The following is a 17,225-nucleotide window of genomic DNA, read 5'->3' as shown; positions in this document are numbered from 1 at the left end:
CCCTTTCTCTATGAATGCGGTTATACGGAGTACCTTGCGAATCTCATACTCTTCCATAATTCCGAGGCAAATAAACCGGCAGCCGCTTGTTTACGGTAAGTATCGGTAGCAAACACATCGCTAATCGTGACAAACTCATCTTGTACTTGCTTCATTAGTTCAGACAAAGGAAGTCTACTCACAGGAAACTGTCGAATCCATTTTTCAGTTTGAAAGAGCCTCATCGCCGTTCCTGAACCCCCTCCTGCCGCCATAGCTAGTGAAGACCACTCTCCTTGAGCGTTCAAAGTTCCATGAAAGGCGATCGTGACCAGCGCAGGTGTAAAAGCTTCTCTTCTTCCGATTTTTTTGAAAAATGAGACGGTGTGGCTCTCCTCCTCGGGTTTGGGTTCAGGCAGTGGAATCCAGATTTCAGTGAGAAAATGGTCCGCACTTCGCTGTCCCCTGCGCCATTCTTCCAGCCATTCCGTTAGTTTCTTCTCTGTAAGACCCGTGTCTGTCATCCATCGTAAACTTGCCTCATATACGAGCAGCACAGGAATGGAATCTCCCACTCCCGATACGATATTACCGCCAAGCGTAGCCAGGTTTCGGATTGATGGTGCGGATATCACGTCAATAGCCTGACTTAGTAAAGGAAAATGAGTTTGAATCCTCTCGAAGGCCGCACAGGCATTCAGCCTCATTAATGCACCGATACGTAATCCTTCCTCTTCTGTAGTACACGCATTCAGCTCTCGTATATTCGCAAGACTAATCAGATGCTTTGGCACAGGTGCCGTTCCCATTTCCCACTGGGTTCGTAATAAGGTGGTCCCTGCCGCCCACTGATAATGAGGCGATACATTATCCGCGATCTTTCTCGCTTCTTCCATACTTTCCGGTTGCCATAACTCGGGATACATGATTCGTTCAGGTCCTGTTCCCATATTCACACCCCTTACTTCCCACCTAAGCTATAACAACCTATTCGTTCATTTATATACTCCTTGAAAAATTCAAGAGAAATCGATTTCCTTACACGAATCCATCAGCTCACCAAGGTAAAGTAATGCATCAGGCGTGTCTGCATCATAGAAAACTTCTTTTTCAAATGAGATTTGTTCTCCTAAATAAGCTGGGTTTCGAATGATCGATCTAGCCCCTGTATCTCCTTCGAGCTTAGAAATTACAGAATAGACCTTGCTTGATAGAAGCAGCGGCGGTTTAACTACATCCCCATCTTTCGCTGAGACATAGTGAAGTTCAGGTGCTAATGAGTATACAGATAGCAGAGCATTGATGTGTTCGGTCTGAACCAGCGGCTGATCCGCTAATAAAATCAGAACACAGTCCGCCCCCCTATCTACCGCTTCATTCATTCCGCAGCGAAGAGAATGGCTCATTCCAAGCTTTGAATCCGTACATCTAGTAATGATTAGCCTGTCATTCAGCGGGTTTACGAGCCAGCAAAGCGGATCGTCTGCTCTGACGACCAAGATCACTAAGTCAAGACTAGAATGGAGTGCCGCATTAACCGCATAGGAGCCGAGGGGAGCACCGCTCAGCGCAAGATTTATTTTATCCTTACCCATGCGCCGACTTTGGCCCGCCGCGAGCACAATTCCTGCTGTCCGCATCGCTGTACGCCTCCTTCGCATAATCATGAACTGCTGTTTTATTACGTTTGACAGCAATGAGTTCAGCGGCAATCGAAATCGCTATTTCTTCAGGACCTTCCGATCCTATGGTAAGTCCAACAGGTGTATGCAAATGAGGGAATGGAGCCAGACCTTCAAGAAGTCTAGAGGTTCTGATTCGGGAGCCTAAAATACCGAGATATCGGTAAGAGGAATGTTGTAATTGTTCGAGTAATGCTCGTTCCTTGGGGAATTGATGACTCATGAGGAGAAGATAATCCTGCTCCTTGATCTGAAAAGCGCGTAAGATTTCCTCAGGAAAGCCAACAAGAAGCGCAGCATTTGGAAATCGATTTTCTGTGCATAAGGCTTCCCGCCAATCAGCCACAGTGACACGAAATCCTATGCTTGCCACAAGTTTAACGAGGGGAATGGAATCATCACCCGCCCCTAGGATGAGAAGTCTTGGTTTAGGGTGATAAGTATGGGAGTATAACACTTCGGTTGAATCTTCTTCGGTACGAAATGGGTTTTCACCCTTCTCAATATAATGAAGAACATCCTGCTTCCGCTCGTTCCACATACGGTGGATGGTAACAGAATGCCCTTGATCCAGATATAGTTTCATCTGAGTTAACTTCCATTTCAGATCCCCTACTACAGGCTCCAACAAAATATGAAGCAACCCGCCGCAACCGATATTTTCACCCCAAGATAAATCATCTTCAGGTCTCATATCGTACAAGACCAGCTGAGGTTTACCAGACCGTCTCACTTCTTCCGCTCTTAAAGCCAGATCCGTTTCAATACAGCCCGGGCTAAGACTTCCTATCATTCCGCCATCTTCCGTAAAGAGCATGGAAACCCCTTGCTTGCGGTATGCATGACCTTCTACATAAACAGCAGTAGCCAAAACGAGTTGGCTTCTTTCATTCAAAGCTGCTTCGCAAATATCATGCATCTCCATTCGAGTTCCCCCTTTCTCTTCTTAGCTTTAAACCTGACATAGATAACCAATGTGGAAAAACGAGCGGCAAATGCTGCCCTACGATGGATAAAAGAAGGTTTTTCCGACTTTTTAGGAGACTTCGTTTATTCGGTTCACCATTCTTTCAATACTACGATCTGCTTCTCTCAGTACGATGGAACGATCAATCGTTCGCATTACCCGCTGATCTAACACCAGTTCCCCATCAATGATGACAGTATCCACATTGCTTCTTGTTGCCGAATAGACAACCCTTGAATAAACATCCACATCGTAAGATGGATAGGTATGAAAATCATCCAGATCCAGCAGAATCACATCTGCTTTCTTACCTATCTCAAGGCTTCCTATCTCCTTTGCCATACCGAGCACCTCCGCACCGCCCATCGTCGCCATTCGAAGTACCGTCCTGGCATCCATAGCCGTTGGTCCGTGCGGTATTTTATGCATGAGAGCGGTGAGTCTCATTTCCTGAAACATATCCAGATTGTTGTTACAAGATGCGCCATCCGCACCAATGCCGACATGAATTTGCCGGTTAAGTAAATCTGGTATTTCCGCGATTCCCGAGGATAACTTCATATTTGAACCTGGGCAGTGTGTCACTTTTACACCGCGTAGACGAATAATCTCTTTTTCTTCTTCACTAAGCCATACACAGTGGGCAAGAATCAGCCTCGGCGTAGCCAGACCAATGTGATCCAGATAAACCACATTCCGCATGCCGCGCTCATTTTCAACAAGCTCGATCTCTCCTCGATTCTCCGAAGCATGAGTGTGTACTTTCACATGATATTGTGCCGATAAATCCCGCACTTCGGTAAGCAGCTGTTCTGTACAGGAAACAACAAACCTAGGACAGAAAGCGTACTGAATTCTTCCACCGCCAAAACCATTCCATTTTTCAAGTAAATCAACACTTTGCTGAATGGAATCTGCCGTAGTTTCCTGTAAAGGAAGCGGCACTTCATCTCCATGATCCATCATGACTTTTCCCGAAACCACACGCATACCACTTTGTGCCATTGCCTGAAAAGCAGCGTCCGTGTAATGAACCGTCTCCATATCAAGAATGGTCGTTGTACCGCTCGCGATCAGTTCTCCGAGCCCCAGAAGCGCAGAGTAATAGACAGATTCCTCATCATGAGCTGCTTCAAGAGGCCAGATCCGCTTACGCAGCCAATCCATGAGTTCCAGATCATCTGCACGTCCCCGAAAAAGAGTCTGGCATAAATGAATATGAGTCTGTATAAAACCAGGAAGCAGCGCTTTGCCTCTGCCATCAATAACCCGATCAGCAGCTACCTGGATGTCCTCCCCTATTTCTTTTATCTTGTTCCCTTCTATGAGTAAATCGCCTATAAATACATCTTCATTTCCATTCATCGTCACGATTTGTGCACCTTTGATCAGTAGTGTACTCATCTTTTAGGAACCTCCCCAGACTGCAACCTTATCCGTATCGATGTCACCAGCCTATCGCTGCGCCGTCCCCACGAGGATCCGCCGCTCCGCTAAGTAATCCATTCGGTCCTATAAGAATCCCTTGCGCTTGCCCCATTAAGTCATCCCATTCGCTAAGCGGAATCACTTCATGCCCCATGGCCTGGAGCCCTTCTATAACCTCTATTCCGAATCGCTGCTCAAGTTTCAATTCATCTCCTTCCACATCCCAGGTTCGCCCATATACCCAGCGAGGAAGTGAAATCGCTTCTTGAATCGTATAGCCATAGTCCAGCACAGCGGTCAGAATGGACAACTGCGTCTGAGGCTGCCCTTCCCCGCCCTGCGTACCCAGGAGTAGATAAGGTTTCCCATCTTTTAGTACCATGCCTGGCATCAATGTGTGAAAGGTTCGTTTGCGCGGTTCGAGTACATTCGGGGAATCTGGATCAAGTGAAAAAAAGGAGCCCCTATTTTGAAGGATAATCCCCGTGTTTTCAGGGACATAAGCGGAGCCGAAATCATAATATAGGCTTTGAATAAAAGAAACGGCATTCCCTTCCCGATCTACGACAGCCGCATAAGCGGTATCCTGACCCATCGCTTGGGATAGGAAGGGCTGTGCTTTTTCAGGAGAGTCCGCAATCTCCTCCCATAACTGTTTCGCATAGGGTTTAGATAACAAATCACCGATTGGAATTTCACGAAATTCAGGGTCAGTCAAGTAACGATCACGGTCCCGAAATGATTTTTTAATCACTTCTGTCATGAGGTGATAATACGGAGCTGATAGACGATCTATAGAAGCTACATTTGTATTTTCCAGCATATTCAGCATCATGAGCACAGAGTAGCCTTGAGAATTCGGGGGCATTTGGTATACCTCATACTCACGATAATCTACCTTTAACGGAGTAACCCATTCTCCTGTATGATTTTCGAAATCTTCTTTTTGCAGAAATCCACCATCTTGAATAACGGCGTTGGTTATTGTTTCTGCTAAGATTCCTTTATAAAAGGCTTCCTTTCCACCGCTTTGCAGAATCCGCAGGGAATTCGCTAGATCAAGCTGAATAAAGAGATCCCCTTCGGCGAGAAGCTTTCCATTTCGGATATAAACGCTGGATAATCCTTTATCCGCCCGAATATACGCTTCGTCCCGAAGCATCCAGGTATGCACATTACGAGAGATCGGGCACCCTTTTTCCGCATATTGAATAGCTGAATCAAATAACTTCTCCCAAGGCAGGCATCCATATTTCTGCGATATTTCCCACCAGGCATCTACCACACCAGGCACGGTCACTGCACTTAGGACACCTCTCCTTGGGATCGAAGTCATGTTCATTTGCTCAAACAACTCTCTCGTAAGCGAAGCAGGTGAGCGCCCTGTTCCGTTATATCCGGAAAGCTCGCTTGACTTGGCATCATACATTAGAAAAAAAGCATCCCCTCCAGGTCCAGTCATATGAGGGTACACAACACCTAGTGTAATACTAACCGCTATAGAAGCATCATAGGCATTTCCGCCTTGCGCTAAGATCCTAGCACCTGCACTTGTAGATAAATAGTGGGGGGAAGTGATCATCACTTCTGTTCCGATTGGCATTTGATTCAGCATGATACTTCCTCCTTGCTGCTTTCTGCATATACCAAAAGCGCTGCTTGCACCGCTTCTCCGGCAGGAAGTTTATGCCCTTCGTGAATAAGTACCGCTTCTAGCGCACCTAGCACGTGCAGTACATTTTTACGACTGCAGCTATACCCCATGGTTCCAATTCTCCAGATCTTCCCTTTCAGCGGTCCAAATGAACTGGCGATTTCAATCCCAAAATCATGAAGCAGTTTATTTCGTACAAGCTCTCCATCGATCCCGTCCGGGATATTTATACACGTCACACAAGGAAGTTTACTGTCCTCATTTCCATATAACAAAAGACCCATTCCTTTAATTCCCTGCACAAGTGCCTTTCCATTCAGTTCATGTCTTGCGAAGCGGTCTTCAAGTCCCTCTTGAAGTAAAATACGCAGCCCTTCATGCAGACCATACAGCATAGATGTTGCCTCTGTATGGTGGTTCAGCCTAGCTGAGCTCCAGTAATCCTGAATCTGACTTAGATCAAAATAATTACTTCGGATGGGTACTAAAGATGGCTCATTATCCAAACTTGCCGGATCTCGTAGTCCGCGTTCGATTTGTTTTCGAGATTGAAGCTTTGTTTCGATCCGCTCATTATAAGTAATCGGCGCCATGCCGGATGGAACGGAGATGCATTTTTGTGTGCCGCCGATCACCGCATCAATATTCCACGCATCCGTCTTGACAGGTACACCGCCAATCGTAGCGACCGCATCAACCACAAACAGAATATCCAGTTGCCTGCATGTCTTGCCAATCTCAGCTAGTGGCTGCATCTGACCTGTAGACGTTTCCCCGTGCACCAAGGCAACAATATCCGGCTTATGAGTATGAATCGCTTCTATCACGATCTGCGGATCAAAAACATTTCCCCACTCCGTTTCCATAAATACAACTTCCGCACCGGAACGCTGAGCGATTTCAACAAGCAAATGTCCAAACCTTCCGAAAATAGGTACCAGCACTTTATCACCAGGCTGGATGATACTGACGAGAACGGCTTCAATCCCGGATCTAGAAGTTCCATCTACAGGAAAGCTCCACTCATTAGAGGTTTGAAATACGTCTCTGAGCATCTCCATCGTTTCATTCATCAGCATCGTAAATTCAGGATCAAACTGTCCTAATATAGGAAATGACATGGCCCGAAGCACACGTGGGTCAACTTCCACCGGCCCAGGTGTCATGATGGTTCGAAGTGATGGATTTAGCTCTTTATATTTATTCATCTGTCTTCCCCCTGTAGCCATATTGGTACAGCATTTCTACAAGTACTCTGAACCCTCGATTGATCTCTTCCTCTGAGGTGAATTCCTCAGGATGATGACTCAGACCCTTCTGACTAGGTACAAATATCATTGCTGCCTTGCATACCTCCGCAAAAATCTGAGCGTCATGGCCTGCGCCACTCGGCATTTTACGGTAAGAGAAATCAAGTACTTCACAAGCATTCTGAATCCGCTCTATCCATCGTTCATCCATAGCCACAGGGTCTACCGACAAATGCTCCTGCCACTCTGCATGCAATTGATTTCGCACCGCCGATTCGGATATGATCAGAAGCGCCTCCTGTATAAAACGATTCATAATCCCTTTGTCTGTGTGCCGGATATCCAAAGTGAATATCACTTTTCCCGGAACGACATTAACCGCCCCAGGCAGGAGCTCCATCGTACCGACAGTAGCTACCAGCGGGTCACCATAAGAAAGCGCAAGCTCATGGATTCGAATAATCATCTCGGTTGTACCGATAAGCGCATCTTTTCGGTAATTCATAGGGGTTGTTCCGGCATGATTGGCTTCACCGGTGATCATCACATCAAGACGTTTCTGTCCAACGATATCGGTAACGATACCGATGGATGTCCCCGTTCTTTCAAGCACGGCCCCCTGTTCAATATGAAGTTCCAGATATCCATCCGGCTCGAAGGGTCTCACGGGGTAAGATGAAATCGGTCCGAATCCACAGATTTCAGCCGCTTCCAGCATACTAACCCCTTCCGTATCTTTCAGATCGCCTGCAACATCCCAGTCGCTTAATGATGTGACACTTCTCGACCCCCAAAAAGCAAACGGAAATCGACTTCCTTCTTCCTCACATAAGGACACCGCTGCAAGTGATCGAACCGGAGGCCCATAAACTTCATTCAGATACAGAAGAGCAACCATCCCCGCTGCAACACCGAGTGCACCATCGAACTTGCCTCCCGAAATCACGGTATCGATATGCGACCCTGTAAACAATGGCTTATGGCGACTGTTCTTGTCTGTACCTTCGAGCAAGGCGTATAAATTCCCGGATTGATCAAAGGAAGTGACAAGGCCTTTTCCCTGCATAACATGTTGAAGATGCTGCTGCGCCTTCAGCCAAGAAGAGGAATACAATAACCTTGTCATTCCACCTTCCTCGCTTTTCCCAATATTCGAAAGTTCCTCTAGCAATTCATGAAGTAGATGACAAGAAGCTGCAAATGCTGCCTTTCTGTCTGCTTCGGTACTTTTGACCGGGGAAGGTTCAGACATAAATATCGCCCTCTTCCGCGGCCACTTTAGACGGCACGGAAGGAATAAACCGGCCCTGTCTTTGATTGGTCAGTCCGTGCAAGTCGTCATAAATTTGAATCCCCCTGCTAAAAGTCGCCTTGATCTTGCAGGAAAATGTACGATCCATATAAGGTGATATAGGATGCCGATATCTGATTTCTTCCTCTGTCAGCGTATACGATTCGTTCAACCTTACAATTGCAAAATCAGCATCTTTGCCTAGCGCGATCTCTCCTTTACATGAATCCAGTCCAAAACGTCTGGCCGGTCCTGCTGCGAGTAAAGAAGCGAGCAGCGGAAGTGGTGCATTCCGCTTCAAGTGAGCTTCTTCAAGCATCAAGAGCAAAGTACTCTGTGCTCCAGCAATCCCTCCCCAAACCTGAAAGAAATTGTCCGTATCTTTCATGGAGGGAGGGCACGGGGAATGGTCGGATGCGATCATATCAATACTGCCAGACAGAAGAGTCTCCCATAATAGATCCTGTTCCTGCTTACTACGAAGAGGAGGTGCACATTTAAAAGCGGCACCCTTGCTTACAACATCCTCCTCTGTCAGCACCAAGTAATGAGGACAAGTCTCTACCGTAACATCAAGACCACTGCGCTTCGCTTCTGTAATAAGCTCTACAGACCTAGCCGTGCTGATATGAACAAAATGAAGTCTACATCCTGTTTCTCTGGCGTACATGAGGGCGCGAGTTACAGCCTCCGCTTCCGCTTCCGGTGGCCGGGAAGCCAAATAATCTTCCGCCCCTACTCTTCCATTGGAGATTCGTGCAAAAGCAAGTGCATCTGTCATTTCATTGCTCTCGGCATGAAGGGCAAGCACCCCGCCAAGACTCGCAATCACAGACATTCCGCGAATCAGTGCCTTATCATCCGTTCTAGTAAAAATCTCATCTCCTTCTCCGCCAGGTTCAGACATAAATGCTTTAAAGCCTGCTGCACCTGCGCGGGCGAGAAAACTGAGTTCCGCTTCATTTGCCTTAACAAGCCCACCCCAAAAAGCATAATCCACGTAGCTTTTTCCGTCGGCAGCTGACAGCTTGCATTCCCAGCCATGCCTCGTGGTCGTCGGTGGAACACCGTTCAGCGGCATATCAATATATGTAGTTATTCCGCCTGCAGCAAGTGCGGCAGAACCGGTCTCAAATCCTTCCCACTCTGCTAATCCAGGTTCATTAAAATGAACATGTGCATCGACCACACCCGGAAATACAAGCTGATCTTCAGCAGAGTATAGGATAGCAGCTTCATCTGCATCTAACTCAGGAGCGATCGCAGTAATAACACCATCCTGAATGCCGATGTCCACTTTTTCCACACCATGGGGTAAAACAACACAGCCACCTTGGATGATGACTTCAAATTTTTTCGGCATCAGGAGCTCTCCTTCTACAATAAGATGACCTGCGTACTTGCTATTACGTTCCCCGGTACGTACTGTATCCCCCTGGTGCAACAAGTAAGGGAACGTGATAATGCTCATCAATGCTAGTGATCTTACATCGGAGTGGAATTACATCCCAGATGGTATGTATTCCACTTTCCATTAGAAAAGTCTCAAAGTACGCTTTGGCATGGAAACGAAGTTCATAAACCCCTTCGCTCAGCTCATCTTCGAGAAAAGGAGGATCCAAGCGTCCATCTGCATTCGTGAAACGGGTAGCAAGCAGAACAACCTGCTCTACTCCCTGCTTTTCCAGAACCTTGTAAAGTTCAACCTTCATCTCACTTCCCGGTATCCCTCGGCTCGTATCCAGCACATGCGTCGTGAGTTTTCCGCCCATCCTAGACCCTGCCTGCTTGCTGTGCTTCATTTCGCTGTGCTGCTGTAAGATCTTCCCTTGTCATGGAGAAACCTTGAAAACCATAGGGTGGACGCGGCTCTGTAAAAACAGATCCTGGACCTTCTGCTACTGTCAGGGCAATCGTTTCCCAGGTACGGTTATTGGATTCAAAAGATACCTCTGCCAGCTGGCTGAAGTTTTGAAGCATTCGTAGTCCGATGTGGTAGATGAGAGACTGAATGGAAGGAGAATTATTTTCGTGGAAAACAGTAGCTGCAATATCACGTATTTGTTCTGCATCAACATAGTTACCGCGGGTGTCATCAAGAGCGTCTTCTATTTCTGTGTATTTCCAATGAATGTTCAAAAAGATGAACAATGGCCGGTCAGAAGTCTCCGGAAGTGTCGTATATTCATCCCTTACAAAACCGGAAAAGCTGCTGCCTTTCACTTTAATTAATCTAAGATTCATTACACCACTTTGATGCTCTGCCACAATTATGCTATCCCCTTCCCGTTCAAGGACAAATGTAGCGCTCGCACTTTCGTTGTGAGAATACTTAAACACAAGATCACTTGCAGCGATTCCATTGGTATTTCCGACCCCAATCTCTTCAAAAGGAACCTGCTCTGCTGACATTCGCACCCCTGTCATTTGCGGGTAGGTTTCAAGGAAAGAACGACTTGCGTATTCTAGAAAACCTTCCACCGTAGCTCCTGTATAATCAGCCGCATGGCGTAAAATAAAATTTTTCATAGAGTCTGTTGCCACAATTAGCGAATTGTCCCCTTCTGTAAAAGAAGTAATAAATTGCTCTCCTTTGACAGCTACCTTGATATTCATACCGAACAGGACATTTCCTCTCCCGCTAAAAGAAGATTCAGGAATCACCTTCACACCCGTCAGCGGTTTGGCATAGGAACGAAATACCCATACATCCCCTTTTCCGTAGTACATCGTTCTCTCTTTCGCTGCTTCGTAAGTCATTCATACCCTCTCCTCTGTCATGTTTTGTTCCATCCAAGACGTAAGACGATACCAACTAATCAGATAAACCTCTTCCAGCGCGGTTCGGAATTCTTCTTCCGGAGTATGCTCTAAGCGCTCCTTCAAGGCTTTCCCGATTTCTTCGGGTGTTTTACCCTTAACCGCAATGATAAAAGGAAATCCAAACTTTCCTTTATACCTGTCGTTGTCTCTCGAAAGTTCTTGTTGCTCTGCAGCAGGCAGCGTACCTAGTCCCGCTCCTTTTTGTTCGTTTACAGAATGCTCACTCATGGTAAGACGCGAGCCAAGATCCGGGTGATGACAAAGCAGTGTCATTTTCTTATCGTCATCTGATTGTTCCACTACTTTGATCATGAACGCATGCATTTGCTCCAAAGAATCAAAAGGCCGTTTGTGGTAAGTTGCTTCAGCAATCCATGATGAATGTTCAAAAAGATCACCAAATGAAGCGATATACCTATCCTTAGTGAAAGAATTTATGTCTTCTAATGTTAGGTTCAGTGAATAACACCTCCTAATCTGCTTTTATATTTACATTTTATGTTATACGGATTTGAAGTGACAATGTTTTGCACACATATTTGTTATATAAACTAACATGTAATATTTGTTTTGTGTTTTGTGCACGTATCCTATTTCGCGAAGTGTGGTTTAGGGATGGATTCATTAGATTCATGAGCCTGTAAATAGTTCCGAAAGGTAAATACAAGTTTGAGTTTGAGAAGATCATTCGATTTTTTGAGGTCCATTTGCAGGAGAGTACTGATTTTATCCATACGGTAAGTGATTGTGTTACGGTGTACAAACAATTGTTTTGCTGCTTCATTAATAAGTCCATCATTTTCGATAAATGCTTCGAGCGTATTCATTAAAATTTGACTTGGATCTCCGCCCTCCATCTGTAAAGGCTCCAGTACTTTATTGCAGTAATTTTCCATCACAGATTCAGGGACATGACTAAAAAGATAAGCGAATTCAAGTGTTTCAAACTGAAGGGCAACTTCTTTCATTCCAAAGCGAGCAGCAAGTGCGCGGGTATCCAGGCATTCTTGATAAGCTTCACGAAGTGACTTAGGTTCATATTTCATTTTACTGATCCAAAATCTAGGCATGGAACCGCCTGCCGTTTTACCGGGCTCAATGATATCTTCAAACCGACTGAGAAGAAAACGAGACAATTCTTCGCCATAATCTTTTCCGGCAGGACAGGTATAGATCGAGAGAATGCCTCCGTTTATTTTGATATGTGAAGAGTTTGTCAGCTGCATCATCGGGTTATATTGCAGTTCTCGATGAATCTGCTTCAGCAGTTTTCCATCAGCAAATATCTCGGGTTCCACCGTTGTCAGCACACATTGATAATTTCCTTGAAACAGCTGTATTCCATATCCTTCTGAACGTCTCACGAGTTCATCCCCGTTTATCTTCCGTTCCAGATACTGTTTCATCACAAGGCACATCTCATCTTGCAGGGTTGGATTCATATGTTCCCGGTATGTCATATCCATATCATAAGCAAGAACTTCCGCTGCTTGCTGAAATAGCTCTTCTTCCTCTTTTAGAGCGTAAGCCCCATCTGTATATATAAGTAAAAAGCCGAAATCTTCATCCTTTTGCGTGATTGGAACACGATAGCAACTGCCATGATCCCATTTCACTCTCTGAAACATCGGTTTATATGGCCATCCCTGCTGTACATTCAGATCCTTCGTCTCTTCACTCGCAAATAATAAATGCCCCCTCGAACCGATCACAGCAATGGGGTGACCTATAATACTAACCAATTTAGCAAACACATCTTTTTTATGATCCTGATTAAGGGCGAATTGCATTAATTTTTTCTGTTTCTCCACCACAGTTTGCAGTGTTTTGGTATTCCGTTCATATTCAGCCTTAAACAAGGCGTTCATTTGGTCAGAAAACGTAAATTGAAAGGGTAATTCGATCAAGGGGAGTCCGAGGCGATTCGCTTCTTCAACAATTTGATTAGGTATGTGCTCCCAGAATCTGCCGAGCTTAATACCGAGGCCCGCGCATCCTCGTTCATGTAACTTCCGAAGGAGCATGACTGCATCATCTTCACTGTCTTTCATAACAAAGGCGGTCGTAAATAACAGTTCGCCAGATTTAATCCATTCCGCAATATCGGGAGCGTCCATTACATTAACTGATTTAATAATTCTTGTGGTCCCCTGTGCTCCCGCGACCAATTTAGCTTCAGAGAGAGGGTAGATACCTAAGGCTTCATTAACAGTAAGCTGCATGCAAGACACCCTTTCTATACCTAACATCTAATGTGAAGTTATCTGCTTATTTATTAATTATTATAAAGTCTACAGCGATATATGGAATAGAGGAGTCGGATTATTCTTTGCATTTATGTTCTACTGCTCATTTTTTATGCTAGCTAACCAACACCACACCTTTCAGATTAGAGAAAGATCTTGATTTCTTAATTCTTTATACTAGAAATAAGCACACCTTCGAACCCAGCAGGCTCTAGAAGGTGTGCTTAAAATTAAATTCGCTATAGCTACTTTAAGTCATGCTCTACTCTCAAATTTTCTTTACTTATTGACTGTGAATCTCTAAACAAATGAAACAAGCTAAACCATTTCAAACTGACTATTATATAAATTAGCGTAAAATCCATTCCGCTCGAGAAGTTGTTCATGTGTTCCTGTTTCTAAAATAGTACCGTCCTTCATTACGAGTATTATATCTGCATTTTTAATCGTCGATAGTCGATGAGCTATCACAAATGAAGTTTTTCCTTTCATTAACGTATCCATCGCTTGTTGGATGAGCATTTCGGTGCGAGTATCCACAGAACTTGTCGCCTCATCCAAGATCAATAATGGTGCATTTGCAACGATCGCTCTTGCAATCGTAATTAATTGTTTTTGACCAACAGATAACGTAATTTTTTCATCTAATACCGTATCATAACCTTTTGGCATGGTTTGTATCATATGATGAATACCTACTGCTTTTGCCGCTGTTTCAATTTCTTCTTGTGAAACATTCTGTTTAGCATAAGCTATATTGTCACGAATCGAGCCTTCAAACAGCCATGTGTCTTGAAGTACCATACAAAACTGATCGTGCACTTGCTCACGCGTCATTTCTTGAATGGAAATGCCATCAATTTTAATTGTTCCCTTATTCACTTCATAAAATCGCATTAGCAAGTTCACAAGGGTTGTCTTACCTGCACCAGTTGGGCCAACAATCGCTATTTTTTGACCAGCTTTCACATCTAAAGAGAAATCGTGAATTATAGTATTTTCATCATACCCAAATGAAACATGCTCAAATGATACATTTCCTTTAATAGCAGGTAGGTTAAGATTTTTATCAGATTCATCTTCTAATTCATTTTGTTCTAAAAACTCAAATACCCGTTCACTTGCAGCTGCAGTCGATTGTAAACTTGTAACTGCTTGTGCAATTTGAGCTAATGGCTGTGTAAACAATCGAACATAAATCATAAATGCAACAATAATACCAATAGTAATTGAGCCGTTTGTAACTAAGATTGCTCCTACCACACAAATAGCGACATAACCAAAATTTCCGATGAACTGCATAATTGGCATCATTAAGCCCGACAAAAATTGTGACATCCAAGCATTATGGAATAACTCATCGTTCACCCCATGAAATTTCTCCTTCGCTTTATTCTCCCCATTATATGCTTTCACAATTTGGTGACCTGTATAAATTTCTTCTATATGACCATTCAATTCACCCAGTTGTTTTTGTTGGCCATCAAAATATTTTTGCGAATTTTTCATGATAAAAGCCATCAAACCAAAACCGATTAATGATGACAAAATACCTGTAATGGCCATAATCCAATTCGTATAAAACATCATGCATAACACACCGACAAATGTAACAATCGATGTGACAAGCTGACCGAAACTGTTATTTAATGTCTGACCAATCGTATCCACATCATTAGTCACACGACTTAAGATGTTTCCGATACTTGTTTGATCATAATATTTTAACGATAAACGGTTCATTTTGACTGCCAAATCTGAACGCATTTTTTTTGTGATACGTTGTGTCACAGTCGCCATTATAAAGCCTTGCACGTAACTAAATAAAAAGCTTAATCCATAAAATACACATAGTAATAGACCTATCTTTTGAACAGCCTCTAAATCAATGCTTGTAAATAACCCCTTTTGAATGGTATCGGTTAATTGACTTAATAAATCGGGACCATAAACGGTAAAAGCAGTACTAATTATGGCTAATATTAAGGCGATTACAATAAATGGGGTAAATCCTTTACTATATACAACGAGTTTTTTTATTGTTTTCTGAAAATCATTTGCCTTCTCAGTTGAACCCATTGAAGGAGGACCGAACGAAGGTTCAACACTATTGGGTTTCTCGTTTACATCTATCTGCTGTTGATTACGCATGTTCCAGTTCCTCCTTTGATAGTTGTGAATACGCTATTTCTTGATATGTTTCACAATTCACCATCAATTCATCATGTGTACCATTACCAACAATTCTCCCTTGATCGAATACTAAAATTCGATCTGCTTCTTTAATCGTACCAATACGTTGTGCCACAATGAATGTAATTGCATCATTCGTTGTTTCTTTTAACGCTGAACGTAATTTTCTATCCGTCTCATAATCAAGTGCTGAGAACGAATCGTCAAAGAGATAGATAGAAGGCTTTTTATAAATGGCACGTGCAATTGATAAACGTTGTTTTTGTCCACCAGATACGTTTTTACCACCTTGTGCAATCATTGCATCGTAGGAATTCTCCATCTTTTCTACAAATTCTGTTCCTTGAGCAATCGATATCACTTCTTGTAACCACATTGAACGATCTTCTTTGGAACCATACATTACATTTGATTTTACAGTTCCTCTGAATAAAAAAGCAGATTGTGAAACATAACCAATCGCATCACGCAATGCTTTCTGATTAAATTTCTTTATATTTTGACCATTAATTAAAACTTCCCCTTCTGTCACATCAAAAAAACGAGGGATGAGCTGAATAGCCGTTGTCTTCCCACTACCGGTAGAACCAATCAGTGCAATGGTTTCACCTTTTTTCGCTGTAAACTGTAAATTTGTTAATACATTTTGTTCACTGTTTGGATATCTGAATGAAACATTGTTAAATTGAATTTCTTCTATACTACCTTCGATTGCATGCTCTCCATCATTAATGGTTGAGCTTGTGTTTAATACTTCTAAAATACGTTTAGCTGACACCTGTGCTCTTGGAAGCATGATAAAAATCATACTTACCATCATGAATGCCATAATAACTTGCATCGCATAAGAAGAAAAGACAACCATATTTGAAAACAGGGGTAGTTTATCCACAGCATTGGCATTTTGAATTAAATATGCTCCAATCCAATAAATCGCAACGCTCAAGCCAGACATAAGAAGCATCATTGAAGGACTAATTAAGGCCATTATTCTGTTCACAAATAAATTTGTACTTGTTACTTCTGTATTTGCCTTTTCAAATTTACGCAATTGATAATCTTCTGCGTTATACGCACGAATCACACGTAGTCCCGTTAAATTTTCACGTGTTATCCGGTTTAAATTGTCTGTTAAGGTTTGAATCACTTTAAATTTAGGAATGGCCACTAGTACTAATATAAGTATTAATGTCACTAGTAATAAGAGTACAACTCCTGTAGCAGCTGTCCATTCTAAGTTCTTATTGTATATTTTAATGATTGCCCAAACCGCTAAAATCGGGGCTTTAATAATCACTTGTAAGCCCATTGCGACAATCATTTGAATTTGGGTAATGTCATTTGTGGAACGTGTAATTAAACTTGGCGTTGAAAAATGATTCATTTCTGCAAGCGAAAATGAAATCGTTTTATCAAAGACCATACCACGAATTCGCTTTGCTAAACCTGCAGCAATTCTAGCAGCAAAACAACCAACAATTATAGCTGCAACCATACTTATCACTGCGCATAATAGCATCATCAAACCAGGATGCCATAAATCTGAAACCGTCGTGCCCTCTGTCTGAATGAGTAACGTAACCTCAGCCATATAATCCGGTAACTTTAAATCTAGCCATACTTGCATAATAATAAAAACTAAACTAACGCCAACAAAAAGCCATTCTCTTCTCGTTAAATGCCTTAAGATTTTTAACATATGCTCTCCTTTT

Annotated in this window: 14 protein-coding genes; all 14 read right to left on the bottom strand. The window is 43.3% G+C overall.

From position 1 onward, the window contains the following. Positions 1-20: 20 nt before the first annotated feature. Positions 21-929 (bottom strand): FAD binding domain-containing protein, encoded by a 909-nt coding sequence (locus H9647_RS09415; RefSeq protein ID WP_191799522.1) that lies wholly within the window; start codon positions 927-929, stop codon positions 21-23. Between the two features lie 69 nt (positions 930-998). Next, on the bottom strand, positions 999-1,619 hold the full coding sequence (locus tag H9647_RS09410) for a nucleotidyltransferase family protein (protein WP_191799521.1): 621 nt from the start codon (positions 1,617-1,619) through the stop codon (positions 999-1,001). Next, positions 1,567-2,586, bottom strand: coding sequence for an XdhC family protein (locus tag H9647_RS09405; protein WP_191799520.1), 1,020 nt, complete (start codon positions 2,584-2,586; stop codon positions 1,567-1,569). The genes H9647_RS09410 and H9647_RS09405 overlap by 53 nt, the downstream gene beginning before the upstream one ends. Before the next feature lie 111 nt (positions 2,587-2,697). Further along, positions 2,698-4,032 carry a 5'-deoxyadenosine deaminase gene (locus tag H9647_RS09400; protein WP_191799519.1) on the bottom strand — a complete coding sequence of 445 codons (1,335 nt, stop codon included), beginning with the start codon at positions 4,030-4,032 and terminating at the stop codon, positions 2,698-2,700. Between the two features lie 43 nt (positions 4,033-4,075). Beyond that, the gene (ggt, locus tag H9647_RS09395; protein ID WP_191799518.1) at positions 4,076-5,671 is read right to left on the bottom strand and encodes a gamma-glutamyltransferase; all 1,596 of its coding nucleotides are present in this window, start codon (positions 5,669-5,671) and stop codon (positions 4,076-4,078) included. Then, complete coding sequence (locus tag H9647_RS09390; protein WP_191799517.1) at positions 5,665-6,918, bottom strand: pyridoxal-phosphate-dependent aminotransferase family protein; 1,254 nt, start codon at positions 6,916-6,918, stop codon at positions 5,665-5,667. The genes ggt and H9647_RS09390 overlap by 7 nt, the downstream gene beginning before the upstream one ends. Continuing rightward, positions 6,911-8,212 (bottom strand): M20 family metallo-hydrolase, encoded by a 1,302-nt coding sequence (locus tag H9647_RS09385; RefSeq protein WP_191799516.1) that lies wholly within the window; start codon positions 8,210-8,212, stop codon positions 6,911-6,913. The genes H9647_RS09390 and H9647_RS09385 overlap by 8 nt, the downstream gene beginning before the upstream one ends. Beyond that, complete coding sequence (gene allB / locus H9647_RS09380; RefSeq protein WP_191799515.1) at positions 8,205-9,614, bottom strand: allantoinase AllB; 1,410 nt, start codon at positions 9,612-9,614, stop codon at positions 8,205-8,207. Before allB ends, H9647_RS09385 begins: the two co-directional genes overlap by 8 nt. 43 nt (positions 9,615-9,657) lie before the next feature. After that, positions 9,658-10,023: a hydroxyisourate hydrolase gene (gene uraH / locus H9647_RS09375; RefSeq protein ID WP_191799514.1), complete on the bottom strand. Its 366-nt coding sequence runs from the start codon at positions 10,021-10,023 to the stop codon at positions 9,658-9,660. A 1-nt stretch (position 10,024) separates the two neighbouring features. Continuing rightward, entirely contained in the window at positions 10,025-11,011 is a 987-nt protein-coding gene (gene pucL / locus H9647_RS09370) for a factor-independent urate hydroxylase (protein ID WP_191799513.1), read from the bottom strand. After that, the gene (gene uraD / locus H9647_RS09365) at positions 11,012-11,512 is read right to left on the bottom strand and encodes a 2-oxo-4-hydroxy-4-carboxy-5-ureidoimidazoline decarboxylase (protein ID WP_191799822.1); all 501 of its coding nucleotides are present in this window, start codon (positions 11,510-11,512) and stop codon (positions 11,012-11,014) included. Between the two features lie 152 nt (positions 11,513-11,664). Continuing rightward, on the bottom strand, positions 11,665-13,296 hold the full coding sequence (locus H9647_RS09360) for a PucR family transcriptional regulator (protein WP_191799512.1): 1,632 nt from the start codon (positions 13,294-13,296) through the stop codon (positions 11,665-11,667). A 342-nt stretch (positions 13,297-13,638) separates the two neighbouring features. Beyond that, positions 13,639-15,471: an ABC transporter ATP-binding protein gene (locus H9647_RS09355; RefSeq protein ID WP_191799511.1), complete on the bottom strand. Its 1,833-nt coding sequence runs from the start codon at positions 15,469-15,471 to the stop codon at positions 13,639-13,641. Further along, complete coding sequence (locus H9647_RS09350) at positions 15,464-17,212, bottom strand: ABC transporter ATP-binding protein (RefSeq protein WP_191799510.1); 1,749 nt, start codon at positions 17,210-17,212, stop codon at positions 15,464-15,466. Before H9647_RS09350 ends, H9647_RS09355 begins: the two co-directional genes overlap by 8 nt. Between the last annotated feature and the right edge of the window lie 13 nt (positions 17,213-17,225).

Origin of the sequence: Paenibacillus gallinarum (assembly GCF_014836635.1) — a bacterium.
GTDB lineage: Bacteria > Bacillota > Bacilli > Paenibacillales > Paenibacillaceae > Paenibacillus > Paenibacillus gallinarum.
The sequence above is the reverse complement of the archived record's forward strand: the minus strand, read 5'-3'. Positions and strand labels throughout refer to the sequence as shown.

Coding starts and splice junctions, on each gene's coding strand:
- H9647_RS09415 (WP_191799522.1), bottom strand. CDS start 929: ATGGGAACAGGACCTGAACGAATCATGTATCCCGAGTTATGGCAACCG.
- H9647_RS09410 (WP_191799521.1), bottom strand. CDS start 1,619: ATGCGGACAGCAGGAATTGTGCTCGCGGCGGGCCAAAGTCGGCGCATG.
- H9647_RS09405 (WP_191799520.1), bottom strand. CDS start 2,586: ATGGAGATGCATGATATTTGCGAAGCAGCTTTGAATGAAAGAAGCCAA.
- H9647_RS09400 (WP_191799519.1), bottom strand. CDS start 4,032: ATGAGTACACTACTGATCAAAGGTGCACAAATCGTGACGATGAATGGA.
- ggt (WP_191799518.1), bottom strand. CDS start 5,671: ATGCTGAATCAAATGCCAATCGGAACAGAAGTGATGATCACTTCCCCC.
- H9647_RS09390 (WP_191799517.1), bottom strand. CDS start 6,918: ATGAATAAATATAAAGAGCTAAATCCATCACTTCGAACCATCATGACA.
- H9647_RS09385 (WP_191799516.1), bottom strand. CDS start 8,212: ATGTCTGAACCTTCCCCGGTCAAAAGTACCGAAGCAGACAGAAAGGCA.
- allB (WP_191799515.1), bottom strand. CDS start 9,614: ATGCCGAAAAAATTTGAAGTCATCATCCAAGGTGGCTGTGTTGTTTTA.
- uraH (WP_191799514.1), bottom strand. CDS start 10,023: ATGGGCGGAAAACTCACGACGCATGTGCTGGATACGAGCCGAGGGATA.
- pucL (WP_191799513.1), bottom strand. CDS start 11,011: ATGACTTACGAAGCAGCGAAAGAGAGAACGATGTACTACGGAAAAGGG.
- H9647_RS09360 (WP_191799512.1), bottom strand. CDS start 13,296: ATGCAGCTTACTGTTAATGAAGCCTTAGGTATCTACCCTCTCTCTGAA.
- H9647_RS09355 (WP_191799511.1), bottom strand. CDS start 15,471: ATGCGTAATCAACAGCAGATAGATGTAAACGAGAAACCCAATAGTGTT.
- H9647_RS09350 (WP_191799510.1), bottom strand. CDS start 17,212: ATGTTAAAAATCTTAAGGCATTTAACGAGAAGAGAATGGCTTTTTGTT.